At 75.7% G+C, this 15,124-nt stretch carries 8 protein-coding genes; 4 read left to right on the top strand and 4 right to left on the bottom strand.

What is annotated here, in order from left to right; all coding sequences use genetic code 11:
• Window positions 1-2 precede the first annotated feature (2 nt).
• Both resB and ccsB read left to right on the top strand, forming a co-directional pair.
• Window positions 3-1,799 carry a cytochrome c biogenesis protein ResB gene (gene resB, locus IE271_RS20620; protein WP_190191838.1) on the top strand — a complete coding sequence of 599 codons (1,797 nt, stop codon included), beginning with the start codon at window positions 3-5 and terminating at the stop codon, window positions 1,797-1,799.
• Window positions 1,796-2,878: a c-type cytochrome biogenesis protein CcsB gene (gene ccsB, locus IE271_RS20615; RefSeq protein WP_190191837.1), complete on the top strand. Its 1,083-nt coding sequence runs from the start codon at window positions 1,796-1,798 to the stop codon at window positions 2,876-2,878. Before resB ends, ccsB begins: the two co-directional genes overlap by 4 nt.
• Window positions 2,879-3,057: 179 nt before the next feature.
• On the opposite strand, the gene IE271_RS20610 is transcribed toward ccsB, so the two are convergent.
• From IE271_RS20610 to IE271_RS20600, 3 genes are all read right to left on the bottom strand, one after another.
• Window positions 3,058-3,285, bottom strand: a complete 228-nt coding sequence (locus tag IE271_RS20610) for a sigma-like protein (RefSeq protein WP_229919453.1) — start codon at window positions 3,283-3,285, stop codon at window positions 3,058-3,060.
• 241 nt (window positions 3,286-3,526) lie between these two features.
• On the bottom strand, window positions 3,527-6,475 hold the full coding sequence (gene afsR, locus IE271_RS20605; protein ID WP_190191836.1) for an SARP-family global regulator AfsR: 2,949 nt from the start codon (window positions 6,473-6,475) through the stop codon (window positions 3,527-3,529).
• Window positions 6,476-6,925: 450 nt separating this feature from the next.
• A complete protein-coding gene (locus tag IE271_RS20600; protein ID WP_190191865.1) occupies window positions 6,926-8,473 on the bottom strand; it encodes a CehA/McbA family metallohydrolase in 1,548 nt (515 codons plus the stop codon).
• Between the two features lie 252 nt (window positions 8,474-8,725).
• On the opposite strand from IE271_RS20600, the gene IE271_RS20595 reads away from it, so the two are divergent.
• On the top strand, window positions 8,726-11,392 hold the full coding sequence (locus IE271_RS20595; protein WP_190191835.1) for a bifunctional FO biosynthesis protein CofGH: 2,667 nt from the start codon (window positions 8,726-8,728) through the stop codon (window positions 11,390-11,392).
• A 107-nt stretch (window positions 11,393-11,499) separates the two neighbouring features.
• Here the strand turns inward: IE271_RS20595 and IE271_RS20590 are convergent, their stop codons facing one another.
• Window positions 11,500-12,021 (bottom strand): DUF2165 domain-containing protein, encoded by a 522-nt coding sequence (locus IE271_RS20590; RefSeq protein WP_190191834.1) that lies wholly within the window; start codon window positions 12,019-12,021, stop codon window positions 11,500-11,502.
• A gap of 167 nt (window positions 12,022-12,188) precedes the next feature.
• Here IE271_RS20590 and IE271_RS20585 point away from each other — a divergent pair, with 167 nt between their 5' ends.
• The gene (locus IE271_RS20585) at window positions 12,189-14,969 is read left to right on the top strand and encodes an ATP-binding protein (RefSeq protein WP_190191833.1); all 2,781 of its coding nucleotides are present in this window, start codon (window positions 12,189-12,191) and stop codon (window positions 14,967-14,969) included.
• Window positions 14,970-15,124: the final 155 nt, after the last annotated feature.

Here is a 15,124-nt window from a genome sequence, read left to right as displayed (position 1 = left end):
CCATGAGCAAGACCAATACCGACACCGCCGGGACCGGGACGACCGCTCCCGGCACCGCCGCGTCCGGGGCGGCGGGCCGGGAGGACGGCGACCTCACCGCCGCCGGCTCCCGGCTCTCCACCGCGCCCCAGGAGGACGCGCCCACCCTGCCGTCCCTCGGCGTCGTCGGCTGGGCCCGCTGGTTCTGGCGGCAGCTGACCTCCATGCGGGTCGCGCTGATCCTGCTCTTCCTGCTCTCGCTCGGCGCGATCCCGGGCTCGCTGATCCCGCAGACGGGCCAGGACGAGACCAAGGTCGCCGACTTCATGGAGCGGCACGACACGCTCGGGCCGCTCTACGAGAAGCTGGGCCTGTTCCACGTCTACAGCTCGGTGTGGTTCTCCGCGATCTACATCCTGCTGTTCGTCTCGCTCATCGGCTGCATCGTGCCGCGCACCTGGCAGTTCGTCGGGCAGCTGCGCGGCCGGCCGCCGGGCGCGCCCCGGCGGCTGACCCGGCTGCCCGCGTACACGACGTGGCGCACCGAGGCCGCGCCCGAGGAGGTCCGCGCGGCCGCGCTGAAGATCCTCAAGGGCCGCCGCTTCCGCGCGCACGCGGCGGGCGACGCCGTCGCCGCAGAGAAGGGCTACCTGCGCGAGTTCGGCAACCTCGCCTTCCACGTCGCGCTGATCGTGATGCTGGTCGCCTTCGCCTGGGGCCAGCTGTTCAAGTCCGAGGGCAACAAGCTGGTCGTCGAGGGCGACGGCTTCGCCAACACGCTCACCCAGTACGACGACTTCAAGTCCGGCAGCCTCTTCAGCACGGACGACCTCACGCCGTTCAGCTTCGACCTGAAGGGCTTCACCGGCACCTACGAGCGCACGGGCCCGAACAAGGGCACCCCCCGCACCTACCGGGCCGACCTCACCTACAGCGAGGGCGCCGACGGCGCGGAGAGGACGACGAAGGTCGAGGTCAACAAGCCGCTGGAGATCGGCGACTCCAAGGTCTACCTGGTCAGCCACGGCTACGCCCCCGTCGTCACCGTCCGCGACGGCAAGGGGAAGGTCGTCTACCGGCAGCCGGTGCCGCTGCTGCCCCTCGACTCCAACGTCACGTCCTCCGGCGCGATCAAGGTCCTCGACGGCTACCGCAACGCCCAGGGCGCCAAGGAGCAGCTCGGCTTCAACGCGTTCTTCGTGCCGACCTTCAAGGGCGCGGGCCAGGGCGAGATGCTGTCGCAGTTCCCGGCGCTCGACAACCCGGTGCTCGCCGTCTCCGCCTACCACGGCAACCTCGGCGTGAACTCGGGCATCCCGCAGAGCGTCTACCAGCTCGACAAGAGCGACATGAAGGAGTTCAAGGACTCCGGGGGCAGCCTGCTGAAGAAGCGGCTCGAACCCGGCCAGACCCTGACGCTCCCCGGCGGCGCCGGCTCGATCACCTTCGAGAAGGAGATCAAGGAATGGGCCGGCTTCCAGATCGTCCAGCAGCCCGGCAGCGGCTGGGCGCTGGCCGGCGCCCTCGCCGCGATCTTCGGCCTCGCCGCCTCCCTGTTCGTCCAGCGCCGCCGCGTGTGGGTGCGCGCCGTCCCCGGTCCGGACGGCGTCACCGTCGTGGAGATGGCCGGCCTCGGCCGCAGCGAGTCCGCGAAGGTCCCGGAGGAGCTGGGCGCCCTGGCGGGCCTGCTGTACGACAAGGCCCCGGGCGCCCCCGGCCCGGATCCGGACCCCGACCCCGGTTCGGCGTCCGAACCCGGGGCGAACGCCACCACCGACGACCCCCCAGCCGTACCTGCCGAAGGGGCTGAGAAGAAGTGACTCTCGCCGCCGCGACCAACGAAAACCTAGCGAGCCTCAGCAACACGCTGATCTACTCCGCGATGGCCGTCTACACCCTGGCCTTCTTCGCGTACATCGCCGAATGGCTCTTCGGCAGCCGCAGCAAGGTCGGCCGCACCGCCGCCGCGCTCACCGGGAAGGGCACGGCCGAGGCCGCCGCTCCGGAGATCCGGGTCAAGACGCAGGGCGGCACGGCCGTCCTGGAGCGTCCGAAGGTGGTCACGCGGGCCGCCTCCGGCGCCCGCGACGTGCCGGACGGCCCCGGCGCGCACGGCGGCGACGAGCAGGGCGACCTCTACGGCCGGATCGCCGTCTCCCTCACGGTGCTCGCCTTCCTCATCGAGGCGGCGGGCGTCGTCACCCGCGCGCTCTCGGTGGAGCGGGCGCCGTGGGGCAACATGTACGAGTTCAACATCACCTTCTCCACCGTCGCCGTCGGCGTCTACCTGGGCCTGCTCGCGCTCCGCAAGAACGTCCGCTGGATCGGCCTGCCGCTGATCACCACGGTCCTGCTGGACCTCGGCCTCGCCGTCACGGTGCTGTACACCGCCAGCGACCAGCTGGTGCCCGCCCTGCACTCGTACTGGCTGTGGATCCACGTCTCCACCGCGATCTTCTGCGGCGCCGTCTTCTACGTGGGCGCGGTCTCGACCCTGCTCTACCTGTTCCGCGACTCCTACGAGAACAAGCTCGCGAGCGGCGGGCAGCCCGGCCGGTTCGCCTCGTCCGTCCTGGAGCGGCTGCCCGCGGCCGCCTCGCTGGACAAGTTCTCCTACCGGGTGAACGCCGCGGTCTTCCCGCTGTGGACCTTCACGATCATCGCGGGCGCGATCTGGGCGGGCGACGCCTGGGGCCGTTACTGGGGCTGGGACCCGAAGGAGACCTGGTCCTTCATCACCTGGGTCGCGTACGCCGCCTACCTGCACGCCCGCGCGACGGCCGGCTGGAAGGGCCGCAAGGCCGCCTACCTGGCGCTGATCGCCTTCGCCTGCTGGCTGTTCAACTACTACGGCGTCAACATCTTCGTCTCCGGCAAGCACTCGTACGCCGGGGTCTGACCAAAGCGGTGTCCACGGCCTGTGGGCACCGGCGGCGGGACGGCGCGCACGCCGAAGGGGCCGGGCTGCGAGCCCGGCCCCTTCCGTGTGTCCGTGTCCGGCCCCGCGCCGGACACGCCGCGGCCGCGGCGGCTCCCCCTCCGCGCCGCCGCGGCCGGCCCCCGTCGGGACGGTGGTCCTCAGCCGTTGCCGGGCGCCGGCGCGTGGCTGTCGCCCAGGGTCCTCACACCGTCGGCCGGCGGGGCCGGGGCGTGGCTGTCGCCCTGGACGGTGGCGGTGCCCTCGTCGCCCGCGGGCGGGGCGGGCGCGTGGCTGTCGCCCAGGGTCCTCACGCCGTCGGCCGGCGGGGCCGGGGCGTGGCTGTCGCCCTGGACGGTGAGGTTCTCGTTCTTCTCGGCGTCGCTCATGGTGCTCCCCCATGGATGCGTGCGTGGACCGTGCGCTGCGGAGACGTCCGCCCGGCAGTTCCCCCGTGGACCGCCGGACGGACGCCCCCGGTCCGCTCACCTCTGTGCGGACCCGGTCGATCCGTCTGCCCCCCGACGCGACGGCTCGACGTACTGAAGAGTGGCAGCCGCCCATAAACGTTCGATGAACGTGGCCGGCGGCCGTCCCGGACCGTCGCGGCCGGGGCGGGCACGGCCCGTCTCAGGCCACCGCGACCGGTGTGAGCAGACCCCGCAGCTCCTCGGCCTCGGGCGCTCCGGCCGCCTCGTGGACGGCGAGCGCCTCGGTCCAGCACGCGCGCGCCCGGTCGGCCTGGCCCAGCCCGACGAGCGAGCGGCCGAGGGCGGTCAGCACGTTGGCGCGCATCCACTCGCCGCCGATGCAGCCGATGCCGAGCGCCTGCTCCGCGTGGCGGGCCGCGAGGGCGGGGCGGCGGGCGGCGAGGTGCACCTGGGCGATGCGGTAGTGCGTGGTGCCCTCCCACAGCCGCTGCCGGTTCCCGGCGAAGGTGTGGAGCGCCATGGTCAGCTGCTCCAGGGCCTCGCCGCCGCGCCCCATGTGGCCGAGGGCGATGCCCAGGGCGTAGCGGGCGTTGGCGAGCCGGACGGTCAGCCCCAGCTCGTCGTAGATGGCGACGCCCTCCTGGACGAGTTCGACGGCCGTGGCGGTGCGGTCCACGGCCACCAGCACGCGCGAGAGGTTGCACAGCGCGCTGGCCTCGCCGGGGCGGTTGCCGTCCGCGCGGAAGGCCTCGATCGCCCGCAGCAGGTGCGCCTCGCCGGCGGCGTGCTCGTTCTTGCACAGGGCGACGATGCCCCGCTCGTTGGGCGCGTTGCCGCAGGTCCAGGGGTCGTCGGCAGTCCGGCCCAGCTCCTCGGACCGCTCCGCCTCCGCGGCCGCCTCGTCGAACCGGCCCGCGGTGCACAGCACCTGCGCGAGCGTGACGCGGGCCCGGCCCTCGGCGCGGGCGTCGCCCAGGTCGCGGGCCGCGTCCCGGGCCGCCCGGGCGGCCGCCTCGTACGGCAGGGAGCCGGCGCCCGACTCCGCCAGGTCCTTGGAGGCCAGCAGCAGGTCGACGCCCCGGCGCAGCGTCCCGGGCCCCAGGGACTGCCGGACGCAGGCCAGGATGCAGGCGGCCTCGGAGTGCAGCCAGTCCAGGGCCGCGCCGTCGTCGGCGAACTCCAGGCCCGGACGGCGCGTCGGCTCCAGGTGGTCCACCGTGCGGTCGCCGGGCCGCTCCGCGGCGTACACGCGGGCCGCCGTGGCCAGGTAGAAGTCCAGCAGCCGGGAGAGCGCCGCCTCCCGTTCGGCGGACGGGTGCTCGTCGCGCTCCGCGCATGCACGCGCGTAGAGCCGGACCAGGTCGTGGTAGCGGTAGCGGCCGGGCGCGGCGGACTCCAGCAGGGAGGTGTCCACCAGGGACTCCAGCAGGTCCTCCGTCCGGTCGAGGGGCAGGTCGAGGAGGGCCGCCGCGGCGGCCAGCGAGACGTCCGGGCCGTCGGCCAGGCCCAGCAGCCGGAACGCGCGGGCCTGGGCCGGCTCCAGCTGCCCGTAGCCCAGCTCGAACGTCGCCTTCACCGCCAGGTCGCCCGCCCGCAGCTCGTCCAGGCGGCGCCGCTCGTCCGCGAGCCGCGCCGCGAGCGCCGCCACCGTCCAGGTGCGCCGCGCCGCCAGGCGGGAGGCCGCGACGCGGATCGCCAGCGGCAGGAAGCCGCAGGCCGCCACGGTGTCGAGCGCCGCGTTCCGCTCCGCCGCCACGCGCTCCGCGCCCACGATCCGGGTGAACAGCTCCAGCGCCTCGTCCGGCGCCATCACGTCCAGGTCCACCAGGTGCGCCCCGGCCAGGTCCACCATCCGCGTCCGGCTGGTGACCAGCGCCGCGCACCCCTCCGTGCCGGGCAGCAGCGGCCGGACCTGCGCCGCGTCGCGCGCGTTGTCGAGCAGGACCAGCACCCGGCGCCCGGCCAGCACGGAGCGGAACAGCGCCGCCCGCTCCTCCAGCGTGTCGGGCACCGCCGGGTCCGGCGTGCCGAGCGCCCGCAGGAACGCCCCGAGGACCGCCGCGGGCTCCGCCGCCCGGGCCCCGGCGCCCTGCAGGTCCACGTACAGCTGTCCGTCGGGGAAGGACGTCCGCGCGTGGTGCGCCACGTGCACCGCCAGCGTCGTCTTGCCCACGCCGCCGATGCCGGCCAGGGCCGAGACCGCCATCACGCGGGCCGTGCCGGACGCCGCCGTCGCCAGCGCCTCGCCCAGCTCCCGCACGAACGCGGTCCGGCCGGTGAAGTCCGGCACGGTGGCGGGCAGCTGGGCGGGCCGCAGCGGCGGGGCCGCGGCCGTGCCCCCGGCCGCCGGGGGCTCGGCGAGGGCGGGGTCGGCCCGGAGGATGCGCTGCTGGAGGTCCCGCAGGCTCGGGCGCGGGTCGACGCCCAGCTCCCCGGCGAGCAGCCGCCGCGTGTCCGCGTAGACGGCGAGCGCCTCCGCCTGCCGGCCGCTGCGGTACAGCGCCAGCATCAGCAGCTCCCGCAGGCGCTCGCGCAGCGGGTGGGCCGCCGTCAGGGAGGTCAGCTCCGAGACCGCCTCCGCGTGGCAGCCCTGCTCCAGGTCCATGTCCAGGCGGGTCTCGGTCAGCTGCAGCCGCCACTCCGCGAGGCGGGTGCGCTGCGCCTCGGCGTACGGCCCCGGCACGCCTGCCAGCGGCTCGCCGTCCCACAGGTCCAGCGCCTCGTTCAGCAGCGCGCGGGAGCGGCACAGGTCCCCGGCGTTCCTGGCCCGCTCGGCCTCGGCCGCCAGCTCGTGCGCGCGGACGACGTCCAGGCTCCCCTCGCCGGGCACCCGGATCGCGTAGCCGCCGGACTCGCTGACCAGGACGCCGGGGTCGAGCACCTTGCGCAGCCGGGAGGCGTACGTGCGGACCGCCGCCAGGGCCTGCGAGGGCGGGTCCTCGCCCCACAGCGCGTCGATCAGCTCGGCGGCCGTGGCCGTGCGGCCCTCGCGCAGCAGCAGCGCGGCGAGCAGGGCGCGCTGCTGCGGGGAGCCGGTGGGCAGGGGTTCCGTCCCGCGCCAGGCGCGCACCGGGCCGAGCACGCCGAAGCGCGGTGCCGCCGTGTCGGCGGGACCCCGCTGCTCCGGCACCCGCGGTACACCGCTCATCGCTGTCCCCCTGCGAACCGTCCTGACAACCAGGCCAGTTTGCCTTGTGCGCGCCGGATACGTCAGCCGTGGGAGGCACCGATCACAGATTGCAATGAGGCGCGCCGGAAGACCTCACAAAGCAGTCACACCGTCCCCGCACGAGGGAGGGTCCCCGTCCGGTGGACCGCCCGTCCGCCGGAGGGGGGACGCGCCGTCGGCCCGGATGCGGACCCGGGTCCGCAGGCCCGCCGGGGACGGCGCGTCGCCGGGGGCGCCGTCCGCCGCTCAGGGTGCTCCGGGACGCGCCGCCGTCCGGCGCGGGCGGCCGGGGAGCGGCGCGGACGGCGCGCGGGGAGGCGGCCTGCGCAGTGACGTCCACGGCGCGCGGGGCGGGCGTAGGGGGCGTACGGCGGCCGGGCGGGCGCCGGTTGCTCCGCTGACGCCCCGCCCACGCGGGCCGGCGGGGCGTCAGCGGCCGAGGAACACCGGGTTCGTGAACGCCGCCGGCCGGCCGGGCAGCTCCGGCGCCGTCGGCGCGTGGCGCACCTCCGCGCGGACGTAGGCCGCGTACGCCGGGGTGGTCCGCCACCGGAGCGTGCCCTCGCCCGACTCCGGCAGCGTGCCGGAGGTGAGCAGCACGCCCTGGTCCGTGACGAGGCGGAGGGTGCAGCCGGGCGCGCCCGCGACCGTCAGCCGGACCGCGACCGGTGCCTCCGGTCCGACGCGCAGCCGCTCGCCGATGCCCGCGTGCTCGCCCCGGGGGCCCGCCGCCGAGAAGGACAGCGACACCTCCCGCGACTCCGCGACGTAGGAGCGGCCGGCCCTGATGCCCTCCAGGACCGCCTCCCGGGTCAGGTCGTCGGCGAGGACGACCGTCTGCGGGGTGCCCACGGCGTCGGGGTCGCGGTGGGCGTCGCTGCCTCCCATGGCGGGGAGCCAGGAGCCGTCGGCCGAGCGCACCGAGGCGACCAGCATGGCGTCCCAGTCGGCGAGGGCGACCTCGTCGTCCGGGGTGTACGGCCCGTTCCACACCTCGACCGCGTCCGCGTCGCCGAAGCCGAACTTCCAGGAGCAGCCGATGCAGGTGGCGTGCGGATGGGCCGGGACGACCAGGCCGCCGGAGCGGCGGATCTCGCGGGCGTAGCGGCCGAAGCGGTGGTCGCGGGCCCGGTAGCGCCAGTCGACGAACGTGCCCGGGTCGGTGCCGATCGCGAGGACGTGGCCGTTGCGGGTGGTCACCTCCTCGCCCAGCAGGACCAGCAGGTCGTCGCCCGCGGCGCCGGCCCAGTGCGGGTGCGCGGCATGGGTGTTGTGGTCGGAGGAGTTGATGAAGTCCAGGCCCGCGGCGCGCGCGAGCGCCGCGATCTCCTCGGGCGTGCGCCGCCCGTCGGAGTACCAGGAGTGCAGGTGGCAGTCCCCGCGGTACCAGGCCCGCCCCCGTCCCTTCGCGCGCTCCGGCGGATGGACGGGCTTCGGCGTGGTGCCGGGCTCGCCGAACGTCAGCGTCACGGTGACCTCGTAGGGCAGTCCCCCCGGGGCCACCGTGTAGGGGCCGAGCACGATGTGCCAGATGCCCGGCCGGACCGGACCGGGGAGGTAGCCGGGGGTGGCGTCGTCCGCGCGCAGGAAGAACTCCGAGCGCGCCCCGCCCGACCAGCCGCGGAAGCCCCTGCCGCCGAGGTCCGTGCCGCGCGGGTCGAAGATCCCGATGTCGAGCGCGTTGCCCTGCGTGCCGGCGGGCACGGCCGGCCTCTCGTAGGTGTACGCGACCCGTATCTCCCGCACGCCCGGCGGGACTTCGACGGGCAGGTACACGTAGTCCGGCGATCCCACGGGCAGGGTGCCCCGTACCGTCCGGGTCCGCGTCGTCCCCGCCGCGGCCGCCGCCCCCGACCTGCCGGGCTTCTCGGCTCCCTCGGCTCCTTCGGCGAAGCTCACACCCCCCAACGTAAGCGCGGCCGCCGCCCCCGTCACGAACAGGGTGCGCCTGCCGACGCCGTGCTCGTCCTCGCACATGCTGCTGCTCCCCATGAGTCGGATGGTGCAGGAATGGCGTGCACAACGTTCGTATCGATCCATGAACCGCGGTCCACGGGAAGGGGATCGGCAGCTTTCGGTACGGGGCGGCGGGCCGCGGCGGGGGCCGCGCGGAACGCCCGCGGGCGGCGGCGCGCGGACCCGCCCGCGACGCCCTCCGGGCCCCGTACGTGCAGGTCGTCACGTCTGACCGCCGTACACCTTTTGGGAGGACGCTCGTATGCTCGGGCCATGACTGATGCGCAGCCCGACCAGTCCGACCAGCAGCCCGCGCACCGCCCCGAGCAGCGGAAATCCACCGCCCGCACCGAGCCTCCCGGCTCCGGGGCCGCTCCGCGCCCCACCGCCAACGCGATGCGCCGGGCGCTGAAACGGGCCCGCGACGGCGTCGCCCTGGACGTCGCCGAGGCGGCCGTGCTGCTGCAGGCGCGCGGCGAGGACCTCCAGGACCTGGCCGCGTCGGCCGCCCGGGTGCGCGACGCAGGACTCGAGGCGGCGGGCCGCCCCGGCGTCATCACGTACTCCAAGAGCGTGTTCGTCCCGCTCACCCGGCTGTGCCGCGACAAGTGCCACTACTGCACGTTCGTCACCGTCCCCGGCAAGCTGCGCCGCGAGGGCCACGGGATGTTCATGTCCCCGGACGAGGTCCTCGACATCGCCCGCAAGGGCGCCGCCCTCGGCTGCAAGGAAGCCCTGATCACCCTCGGCGACAAGCCCGAGGACCGCTGGCCCGAGGCGCGCGAGTGGCTCGACGCGCACGGCTACGACGACACCCTCGCCTACGTGCGGGCGATCTCGATCCGCATCCTGGAGGAGACCGGCCTGCTGCCGCACCTGAACCCGGGTGTGATGTCGTGGACGGACTTCCAGCGGCTCAAGCCCGTCGCCCCGTCCATGGGGATGATGCTGGAGACGACCGCCACCCGGCTGTGGTCGGAGCCGGGCGGCCCGCACTACGGGTCCCCGGACAAGGAGCCGGCCGTGCGGCTGCGCGTGCTGGAGGACGCGGGCCGCTCGTCCGTGCCGTTCACCAGCGGACTGCTCATCGGCATCGGGGAGACCTACGAGGAGCGGGCCGAGTCGCTGTTCGCGCTGCGCCGGGTCTCCCGCGCCTACCACGGCGTCCAGGAGCTGATCATCCAGAACTTCCGCGCCAAGCCGGACACGGCGATGCGCGGGATGCCGGACGCGGAGCTGGACGAGCTGGTCGCGGCCGTCGCCGTCGCCCGCCACATCATGGGCCCGAGCGCCTGCCTCCAGGCGCCGCCGAACCTCGTCGACTCCGAGTACGAGCGCCTCATCGCCGCCGGCATCGACGACTGGGGCGGGGTCTCCCCGCTCACCATCGACCACGTCAACCCCGAACGCCCCTGGCCGCAGATCGAGGAACTGGCCGAACGCTCCCGGGCGGCCGGCTTCGAGCTGCGCGAACGCCTCTGCGTCTACCCGGAGTTCGTACGGCGCGGCGAGCCCTGGCTGGACCCGCGGCTGCTGCCGCACGTGCGCGCGCTCGCCGATCCGGAGACGGGCCTGGCGCGCGAGGACGCGGTGGTCGAGGGCCGCCCGTGGCAGGAGCCCGAGGAGGTCTTCACGCCCTCGGGCCGTACCGACCTGCACGCCACCATCGACACCGAGGGCCGCACCGGCGACCGGCGCGACGACTTCGACGAGGTGTACGGCGACTGGGAGGCGCTGCGCGAGGCCGCCGCGCCCGGCATGGCGCCCGAGCGCATCGACACCGACGTACGGGCCGCGCTGGCGACGGCCGCCGACGACCCGACGAGGCTCACGGACGACGAGGCGCTCGCCTTGCTGCACGCGGACGGCCCGGCGCTGGACGCGCTGTGCCGGATCGCGGACGACGTGCGCAAGTCGGCGGTGGGCGACGACGTCACGTACATCGTCACCCGGAACATCAACTTCACCAACGTCTGCTACACCGGCTGCCGGTTCTGCGCCTTCGCCCAGCGCCGCACCGACGCCGACGCCTACACCCTGTCGCTGTCGCAGGTCGCCGACCGCGCCCAGCAGGCCTGGGACGTGGGCGCGGTCGAGGTCTGCATGCAGGGCGGCATCCACCCGGACCTGCCCGGCACGGCGTACTTCGACATCGCGCGGGCGGTGAAGGAACGCGTGCCCGGCATGCACGTGCACGCCTTCTCCCCGATGGAGGTCGTCAACGGCGCGACCCGCACCGGCCTGTCCGTCCGCGAGTGGTTGACGGCCGCCAAGGAGGCCGGGCTCGACACCGTCCCCGGCACGGCTGCGGAGATCCTCGACGACGAGGTCCGCTGGATCCTCACCAAGGGCAAGCTGCCCGCGGCCACCTGGATCGAGGTGATCACCACCGCCCACGAGCTGGGCATCCGCTCCTCCTCGACGATGATGTACGGGCACGTGGACCAGCCCCGGCACTGGCTCGGCCACCTGCGCACGCTCGCCGGGATCCAGGAACGCACCGGCGGCTTCACGGAGTTCGTGACGCTGCCCTTCGTCCACACCAACGCGCCGGTGTACCTCGCGGGCATCTCGCGGCCCGGCCCGACGATGCGCGACAACCGCGCGGTCACGGCGATGGCCCGGCTCCTGCTCCACCCGCACATCCCCAACATCCAGACGAGCTGGGTGAAGCTGGGCACGGAGGGCGCGGCCGAGATGCTGCGCTCCGGCGCCAACGACCTCGGCGGCACGCTGATGGAGGAGACCATCTCCCGCATGGCGGGCTCGTCCTACGGCTCGTACAAGTCGGTCAAGGACCTGATCGCCGTGGCGGAGGCGGCCGGCCGCCCGGCCAGGCCGCGCACCACGCTGTACGGCGAGGTGCCCGAGGAACGACGGCGGGCGGCGTCCCTGTCGGACGGCCACCTGCCGGAGCTGCTGCCGGTCCTGGAGGACTGACGCGGCCGCGGGACCGGCACGGAAGGGGCCCGCTCACCGGCGACGGCGAGCGGGCCCCTCTCCTGCCGCTCCGACTCACCCCGGCCGCTCCGCCGGGCTCCGGCGCCTCAGCGCGCCGGGCCGTCGCCGCCGGTCCCGGACGGGAGCGGCAGGTGGACCACCAGCATCACGATCCCGCTGAGGACGAACACCCGCAGGGCGGCGTCGAGTCCGTTCCAGTCCTGCGACTGCCACATCGAGAACCACTCGCCGCCGATGGCGATGAAACCGGCGCCGAACAGCAGCATCACCATCAGCAGCCCCAGCGTGGCCAGCCGCCGGGCGTGGTGGTACGAGCCGCGCCCCAGGCCCTGGAACCACAGCCACGTCGCCGCGACCAGCACGAGCGCGGCCAGCGTCTCCCAGACGATGATCGCTACGTACGCCGCGTCCTGGAGCGTGCGCGAGGTGACGGCCCGCCACATCAGGTCGTCGTCCTTGAACGTCGTGTCCATCGCCAGCACGTGGCGCACGAACTGCTGGTTGGTCCCGAAGTCGGTGATGTTCCCGAACGCCACCAGCGCCATGTACAGGGCCACGGTGCCGGTGAGCAGGGCCGCCGCGGCGGGAAGAGCCCGCGATTCCTTCATGATCGTCCATTCTCCGCTTTGTGCGGTACTCAACCATGACGCTCCCGGTCATGGAGCGCTCCCATTGAGCCAGAATGGGGCCAGGACCGGCCACCGGGACCGCCTCGCGCGGAAGGGACACCCGGGACGGCCCGGTGACCGCGGGCGCACGGGGGCGGAGGACGGCGATGGGACGGACGAGACCGGCGGCACCGTCGATGCAGGACCTGATCGAGGAGCGCAGACGCGCGCGGTTCGTGGGCCGGGACGCCGAACGCGACGCCTTCCGCGACAACTTCGGCCTGCCGCTGGACGACGGCCGCCGCCGGTACCTCTTCCACGTGCACGGCGACGCGGGCGTCGGCAAGACCTTCCTGCTGGGCGAGTTCAGGCGGCTCGCCGAGGAGCGGGGCGCGCTCACCGCGTACGCCGACGACGCGGCCGGCGGGCCGGCGGACACGATGGCCGCGCTCGCCGGGGAGTTCGCACGGCAGGGGCACCGGTTCAGGGAGCTGGACCGGCTGCTCGACCGGTACCGGGAGGCGCGCCACGCGGCGCGGTCGGCGGCCGAGGAGGGCGATCCGCGGGAGCCGTCGGCGGTGAGCCTGGCGGCGGCCCGCGCGAGCCTGGTCGCCCTCGGCCTCGTGCCCGCCGTCGGCGCGTTCGCCGGCGCCGTCGACCCGGCCCAGCTCGCGCAGGGCGTCGACCGGCTGCGGGCGGGCGCCGGCCCGCGGCCGCGCGGCGGCGAGGACGGGGAACTGGTGGCGGCGCCGGAGCGGGTGCTCACCCCGGTGCTGCTCGACGGGCTCGCCGAGGCCGCCGCGGAGGTGCCGTGGATCGTCCTGTTCCTCGACGCCTACGAGCGCACGGGCCCCTTCCTCGACGCCTGGCTGCACGACGTGATGACCACGCGCCGGTACGGCACCCTGCCCGGCAACGTCGTCGTGGTGACGGCCGGGCAGCGGCCCTTCGACACGGCGTGCTGGGGCGGCCTGCCCGACTTCGTGGCCGAACTGCCGCTCGCGCCCTTCACGGAGGCCGAGACGCGCGGTCTGCTCGCCGCCCGCGGCGTCGTGGCCGAACCGGTGGTCGGCGAGGTGCTGCGGCTCACCGGCGGGCTGCCGGTACTGGTCTCCGCCCTCGCCGAGACCCGGCCCGCGGGACCGGAGGCCGTGGCCGACCCGAGCGGTACGGCCGTGGAGCGGTTCCTGCGGTGGGAGCGGGACCCGGTGCGCCGGGCCGCCGCCCTGGCGGGCGCGCTGCCCCGCACGCTGGACGCGGACGTGTTCCGGGTGGCCGCGGACTGCGCCGAGGAGGAGGCGGCCGGGCTGTTCGGCTGGCTGCGGGGGCTGTCGTTCGTCGGCGGGCGGGGCGACCGGCTGCGCTACCACGACGTGGTCCGCGCGCCGATGCTGCGGCTGCAGCGCACCGACGCGCCGCGCGCCTGGACCGCCCGGCACGAGCGGCTGGCCGGGGCGTACGGCGGCTGGCGTGCCGAGGCCGCGGCCGGCCTGGACGCCGACGAGCTCTGGGCGGACGAGGCGTGGCGCGAGCTGCGGCTCGCCGAGCTCTACCACCTGCTGTGCGCGGCGCCGCGCACCGCGCTGCCCGTGGCGCTGCGGGACGCCGCCGACGCCTGCGGGGCGGGCGGCGAGGTGGCCCGCGACGCCGCGCGGACGCTCGCGCAGGCCGGGGAGGACACCGGCGCCGAGGCGCCGCGCGCCTGGGGCGCCGAGCTGCTGGGGGCGCTCGAACGGGGCGGCGTCCCGGAGGCGCTGCGGCTGCTGCTGGCCCGGGGCGGCTTCGACGCGCGCGGACAGGCGGCCGCGCACGTGCTGCGCGGGCGCGCGCTCGGGCACGGAGGCGACCACGCCCGGGCCCTCGTCGAGTACGACCGGGCCGTCGCGCTGGACCCCGGCCTGGCGGCGGCGCACCACGGCCGGGGGGTGACCCGGGCGCGGGCGGGCGACCACGCCGGAGCCGTCGCCGACCTGGACCGGGCCGAGGAACTCGCCCCCGGCCGCCCGGAGACCCTGCTGGCGCGCGGCGACTGCCACCGGCTGCTGGGCCGGCCCGGGGCCGCCCTCGCGGACCTGGACCGGGCACTCGCGCTGGACCCGGCGCGGCCCGCCGCCTGGGCCGCCCGCGGCGTCGCCCGCCACGCCCTGGGCCGGCTCGACGAGGCGCTCGCCGACCTGGACCGCGCGCTGGAGGCGGACCCGGGGTACCTGTGGGCGCTGGTGCGCCGGGCGCGCGTACGGCGGTCGCGCCACGAGCACGCCGCGCAACTCGCCGACCTGGACCGGGCCGTGGAGCTGCACCCCGACTCGCCGTGGGCGCGGTGCGAGCGCGGCGACGCCCTGCGCGCCGCGGGCCGCCACGAGGAGGCGCTCGCCGACTACGACCGGGCGCTCGCCCTCGATCCCGCCTACGCCTCGGCGTACGCGAGCCGGGGCGCCTCCCGCCGCGCCCTGGGCCGGCCCGACGAGGCGCTCGCGGACCTGGACCGCGCGCTGGAGGCCGTTCCCGCCCACGCCTGGGCGCTGCGCCAGCGGGCCCTGCTCCACCTCGAACGGGACGCGCCGGAACAGGCGCTGGCCGACGCCGACCGCGCCGCCGGGCTGCGGCCCGACGACGCCCTGGTCCTGTGCTGCCGGGGCACGGCCCTGGCCCGGCTGCGCCGGTTCGACGAGGCGCTCGCCGAACTGGACCGCGCCGTGGCGCTCGACCCGCACGACACGGGCGCGGTACGGGCCCGGGGAACCGTCCTGCACGCACTGGACCGCCGGGCCGAGGCGCTGCGGGACTTCGAGACCTGCCTGGGGCTCGCCCTGGCCCTCGGGACCGGGCCCCGCGCCGCCGAACTCGGCCGGCTCGCGGACGTGCTCGACGGGCTGTCCGCACCGGACGCCGGCGACCCCGCCCTCGCCCCGCTGCGCGCCAGGGTCGCCGCGGCCCGGGAGGCGTAGCCGCGGTTCCGCCCGCGGGACCGGGCCCGGAAGCGGTCCCGGTGCGGTCCGGAACCGCGTACGGCCCGGGCCCGCGCCCGAAACCGCGTGCGCGCCGTCCTTCGGCGGCGTGCTCACGGTGGGACCGGCGGCGAGGGCGACGTGCCGACGGTTGT

Origin of the sequence: Streptomyces minutiscleroticus, assembly GCF_014650875.1 — a bacterium.
GTDB lineage: Bacteria > Actinomycetota > Actinomycetes > Streptomycetales > Streptomycetaceae > Streptomyces > Streptomyces minutiscleroticus.
This window is presented reverse-complemented; position numbering and strand designations above follow the sequence as displayed.